The following is a 5,648-nucleotide window of genomic DNA, read 5'->3' on the forward strand; positions in this document are numbered from 1 at the left end:
CCGACGCGCTCGACAACGCGTCCTGGCCGGTGACGCAGCACATCGCCGGGCGCGGCTACCTCACCGCGTTCATCGATGTCGACACGGAGGACTGGAAGCGCCCTGGCGTCGACGCGATCGTCGAGCGCGCGCGGCCCGAGGGGAAGAAGGGCGCCGTCGCGCTGATGCACGACTCGGGCGGCGACCGCTCCCAGACGGTCCGCGCGCTCGACCGGATGCTCCCCGAAATGGCCGCCGACGGCTACCGGTTCACCAACCTCACCGAGGCGCTCGGCGCGCCGACGGCCCACACCCGCGTCAACGGCCCCGACCTCGTCAAGGGGAAGGCGTTCGTGCTCGCCGTCGCCGTCTCGGAGCGCGCCATGGGGGTACTCACCGTCGCGCTCGCCGTTGTCGGCACCCTCGTCTTCGCACGGTTCGGGCTGATGCTGCTGCTCTCCGGGGCGCACGCGAGGCGCGTACGGAAGCGGAGCTTCCGCTGGGGGCCGCCCGTCACCGAACCCGTCACCGTGCTCGTGCCCGCGTACAACGAGCGCGAGTGCATCGAGAGCACCGTCAGATCGCTCGCGGAGAGCGACCACCCGATCGAGGTGCTCGTCGTCGACGACGGGTCGAGCGACGGCACCCCCGAGATCGTCGAGTCGCTCGGGCTGCCCCAGGTGCGCGTCGTCCGGCAGGCCAACGCGGGCAAGCCGGCGGCGCTCAACAACGGCCTGCGGCACGCCTCCTGCGACATCGTCGTGATGATGGACGGGGACACCGTCTTCGAGCCCTCCACCGTCCGCGAACTCGTCCAACCCTTCGGCGACCCGGAGGTCGGCGCCGTCGCGGGCAACGCCAAGGTCGGCAACCGGAACCGGCTCATCGGCGCCTGGCAGCACATCGAGTACGTGATGGGCTTCAACCTCGACCGCCGCATGTACGACCTGCTCCGGTGCATGCCGACGATCCCCGGCGCCGTGGGCGCCTTCCGCCGCTCCGCGCTCGCCCGCGTCGGCGGCCTCAGCGACGACACCCTCGCCGAGGACACCGACGTCACCATGGCGCTCCACAGGGACGGTTGGCGCGTCGTCTACGCCGAGCGGGCCCGCGCCTGGACCGAAGCGCCCGAGTCCGTACAGCAGTTGTGGTCGCAGCGGTACCGCTGGAGCTACGGCACCATGCAGGCGATCTGGAAGCACCGGCGGGCCGTCGTCGAGCGGGGCGCCTCCGGGCGGTTCGGGCGCGTGGGCCTGCCGCTCGTCTCGCTCTTCATGGTCGTCGCGCCGCTGCTCGCCCCGCTCATCGACGTCTTCCTCCTCTACGGGCTCGTCTTCGGCCCGACGGGGAAGACCGTCGGCGCCTGGTTCGGCGTCCTCGCCGTCCAGGGCGTCTGCGCGGCGTACGCCTTCCGGCTCGACCGCGAGCCGATGACGCACCTGCTCTCGCTCCCGCTCCAGCAGGTGCTGTACCGGCAGTTGATGTACGTCGTACTCCTCCAGTCCTGGATCACCGCCCTCACCGGCGGCCGGCTCCGCTGGCAGAAACTCCGCCGTACCGGCGCCGTCGACGCGGCCCCGACCGCGGACCACCGAGAGAAGGCAAGCGCGTGACCACGCCCCCCGAACGTCCCCCTTTCCACGGGCAGTCGTACGGCCACGAGCCCGACGCGCCGTACACGTACGGCGGTTACGGTCGCCACGCCTACGGCGGCACCCGGACCGGCACCCCGCCCGGCAGCGGCGCATCGGGCCCCGCGCCCCAACCTCCGCACGCACCCGAAGCGTTGGGCCGGACGCACCCCCACGCAAGCGTGGCGCCGCACCAACCGCCGTACGTCCGAGCCACGTTCGCCCCCGAGCCCGACACCCCCCGACCCGCAGCCCCGCGCACCCGGGACCGCTACCTCGACCTCCTCCGCACCCTCGCGCTCCTCCGCGTCGTCGTCTACCACACTTTCGGCTGGGCGTGGCTGACGCTGATCTTCCCGTCGATGGGCGTCATGTTCGCGCTCGCCGGCTCGCTGATGGCCCGCTCCCTGAAGCGCCCCGCCGCGCAGGTGCTCCGCAGCAGGATGCGCCGGCTGCTGCTGCCGCTCTGGCTCTACGGCGTCTTCGTCCTCACCGCGCTCCACGTGCAGGGGTGGCGCCCGCCCAAGGGCGACACCGGTGAACAGGCGTGGTTCTGGCTGCGGTTGGCGTGCTGGGTGGTCCCGCTCGGCAGCCCCTCCTTCCCCTGGGAGATCGGCGACGAGGGCGGCCTGCTGGAGCAGTCCTGGGCCGTCGAGGCCGCGGGCCCGCTGTGGTACCTGCGCGCCTACCTCTGGTTCGTGCTCCTCTCCCCGCTGCTGCTGCGCGCCTTCCGGCGGCTGCCCTGGGCGACGCTCCTCGCGCCGCTCGGCCTCACCGCCGTCGTCGGCACCGGACTCGTGGAGGTCCCCGGGCAGACCGGCGAGGCCCTCACGGACTTCGCGGTCTACGGCTCCTGCTGGGTCCTCGGCTTCGCCCACCACGACCGCTTCTTCCACGCGCGCCTGCCGCGGTACGTCGTCCCCTCCGTCGCGCCGCTGCTGATGGGCGCCGGCCTCTGGTGGGCCTCGGGCCACCTCGGCCCCGACGGCTGGGACCTCAACGACATCCCGCTCGCGCAGGCGCTGTGGTCCTTCGGCTTCTGCGCCCTGCTCCTCCAGGTGAGCCCGTCCTGGGAGCGGCTGCCGGGCCCGCTCCAGCGGTTCGACGGAGCGATCACGCTCGCCAACGCGCGGGCGATGACGCTCTACCTCTGGCACGAGGCCGCGCTCCTTGCCGTCGTCCCCCTCCTCGACCTCGCCTGGGAGATCCCGCTCATCGGCGACTCGCCCACGCTCTCCGACGGGCTGGAGACGACGTACATGTTCTGGATGTTCGTCTTCGTCTGGCCGCTGATCCTCCTCGCCGTCCTCGCCTTCGGCTGGATCGAGGACCTCGCGGCGCGCCGCCGCCCCCGCCTCCTTCCGATCCGCTCCTGAGGGGCGGCGCGGCGCGCGTGCGTGCGCGTGCGCTGCGGCCTTCGTGTCGCGTACGGTTGACGGCTGCCTCAGCCAGCAGAAAGGGGCCGGCGCGTGGGAGCGCAGCACGACAGCGTTCACGAGCAGCAGGGACTCCGGGACCACGAGAGCCTCAGGGCACGGGAGATCCACGGCGAGCAGCACCACCTCGACGAGGTCTACCGCCGCCTCGAGGAGAAGATCGACGAGGCCGAGTTCCTCATGGACGACGCCGCGAAGCGCGCCCAGGTCGGCACCCCCGGAGCCCTCGCCGAACGGGACGCGCAGGTCTTCCGCGCCGGCGTCCATCTCAACCGCCTCAACAGCGAGTTCGAGGACTTCCTCTTCGGCCGCATCGACCTCCTGGAGGGCAAGGACGGCGTCCGCGGCCCCGACGGCGCCCACACCTCCGTCGAGCCCGCCGAGGGCGCGGTGCGCACGGGCGCCGACGGCACGGAGACGGCGGAGATCGCCGAGACGCTCCACATCGGCCGCCTCGGCGTCCTCGACGCCGACTACGCGCCGCTGGTGATCGACTGGCGGGCCCCGGCCGCCGCCCCCTTCTACCGCGCGACGCCCGTCGCCCCCGGCCGCGTCGTCCGCCGCCGGGTGATCCGCAGCAAGGGCCGCCGCGTCCTCGGCGTCGAGGACGACCTCCTCCGCCCCGGCCTGCGCGCCACGCTCGACGGCGAGGAGCTCGCCGTCACGGGGGACGGCGCCCTGATGGCCGCGCTCGGCCGGGCGCGCAGCCACACGATGCGCGACATCGTCTCGTCGATCCAGGCCGAGCAGGACACCGTCATCCGCGCCCCCGCCGCCTCGGTCACCGAGGTCGCGGGCGGCCCGGGGACGGGCAAGACGGCCGTCGCGCTCCACCGGGCCGCCTACCTCCTCTACCAGGACCGCCGCCGGTACGCGGGCGGCATCCTGATCGTCAGCCCCACCCCGCTCCTCGTCTCCTACACCGAGGGCGTCCTCCCTTCGCTCGGCGAGGAGGGGCAGGTGGCGATCCGCTCGCTGGGCTCACTCGCCGAGGGCGCCGAGGCCGACGCGTACGACCCGCAGCCCGTGGCGCGGGTCAAGGGCTCGGCGCGGATGGCGAAGGTGCTGCGCAAGGCGGCGCGCGGCGCCCTCGACCTCGACGAGGTGCCGCAGCGGCTGCGCGTCGTCGTGGCCGGCGGCCGGATCGAGCTCTCGGGCGAGGAGCTCCAGCAGGTGCGCAGGCAGGTCCTCGGCGGCACGGCGCCCGTCAACCTGATGCGGCCCCGCGCCCGGAAGCTCCTCCTCGACGCGCTCTGGGAGGCGTCCGGCGGCCCGCGCAGGCACCTCGACCCGGAGCTGGCGGCCGAGGCGCGGCAGGGCTTCGACGAGGAAGTCCGACTCGAGGACTCCTTCGGGGAGTTCCTCGACGCCTGGTGGCCCGAGCTGACCCCGCGCGGCGTCCTCGCGGCGATGGCCGACGCCGACCGCCTCGCCCGGTGGTCCCGCCGCGTCCTCACCCGCGAAGAGTCGGCGCTCGTCGCGGAGTCGCTGGCGCGGGCGCTCCCGCCCGGCGGCCCCGACGCGCTCTCGGCCCACGACATCGCCCTCCTCGACGAACTCCGCACCCTCCTCGGAGCCCCGGCGCGCCCCGCGAAGCGCGAGGCCGACCCCCTCGAACACCTCACGGGGCTCGAGGAGCTGACGACGTTCGCCGACCGCACGGCACCGCGCCGCGAGCGGGCGGAGCGCGCGGCGGAGGAGCGCAGCGACTACGCGCACGTCATCGTCGACGAGGCCCAGGACCTCACGCCGATGCAGTGGCGCATGGTCGGCCGCCGCGGGCGCCGGGCGACGTGGACGGTCGTCGGCGACCCGGCGCAGAGCTCCTGGTCCGACACCGAGGAGGCGGCAGCCGCGCGCGACGAGGCACTGGGCAAGCGCCACCGGAACCGCTTCGAGCTCACGGTCAACTACCGCAACCCGGCCGAGATCGCGACGGTCGCCGACCGCGTCCTCACGCTCGCGATGCCCGGCAGCGAGCCGCCCCGCGCCGTCCGCGCCACCGGCGCGGAGCCGCGGTTCGAGGCGCCGTCGGGCGACTGGGGCGAGGCGGTGCGCGCCGCGGCGCAGCGGCTCCTCGGCGAAGTCGACGGCACCGTCGGCGTCGTCGTGCCGATGTCCCGCCGGGAGGAGGCCGCGGGGTGGCTCGACGGGCTGGGGGAGCGGGTCGTCGCGCTCGGCAGCCTGGAGGCGAAGGGACTGGAGTACGACGCGACGGTCGTCGCCTCGCCCGCCGAGATCGCGGACGAGTCCCCCGCGGGCCTCCGCATCCTCTACGTCGCGCTCACCAGGGCGACGCAGCGGATCACGGTCCTCGCCGCGGAGCGCGACCTGCCGGACACCGAGGGTGTCCCCGACCTGCTCACGGAGTGAGCTCGGGGGCCGGTTCCGGGGGGCTCAAATCCGTTGCCTCGCTGGGGAATCACCGTGCCGGGGTCTTTGTTAGCCTGAGTGTGGCACCGGCCCGATCCATGCCCCCGGGCCCAACCATTGTCGCTACGAGCGACCACTTGCCGCGAGGCGAGCTGGCGGGTCGGTGTCACTCTTCTTCTTCCCGCCCGGCCGCCGCGCCGGGCTTTTCCGCGTCGGCGCGACGGTGCCC

Annotated in this window: 3 protein-coding genes; all 3 read left to right on the forward strand. The window is 74.0% G+C overall.

The genetic code is table 11. The features are described 5' to 3' along the window. Positions 1–1,592: bifunctional polysaccharide deacetylase/glycosyltransferase family 2 protein (locus UWG_RS30305; protein ID WP_016908401.1), on the forward strand; the 1,592-nt coding region annotated here is incomplete at its 5' end. Further along, entirely contained in the window at positions 1,589–2,986 is a 1,398-nt protein-coding gene (locus UWG_RS0116920) for an acyltransferase family protein (protein ID WP_016908402.1), read from the forward strand. The genes UWG_RS30305 and UWG_RS0116920, both read left to right, overlap by 4 nt. Positions 2,987–3,079: 93 nt before the next feature. Next, positions 3,080–5,419, forward strand: coding sequence for a HelD family protein (locus UWG_RS0116925; protein ID WP_016908403.1), 2,340 nt, complete (start codon positions 3,080–3,082; stop codon positions 5,417–5,419). Positions 5,420–5,648: the final 229 nt, after the last annotated feature.

Origin of the sequence: Streptomyces xiaopingdaonensis, from assembly GCF_000262345.1 — a bacterium.
GTDB lineage: Bacteria > Actinomycetota > Actinomycetes > Streptomycetales > Streptomycetaceae > Streptomyces > Streptomyces xiaopingdaonensis.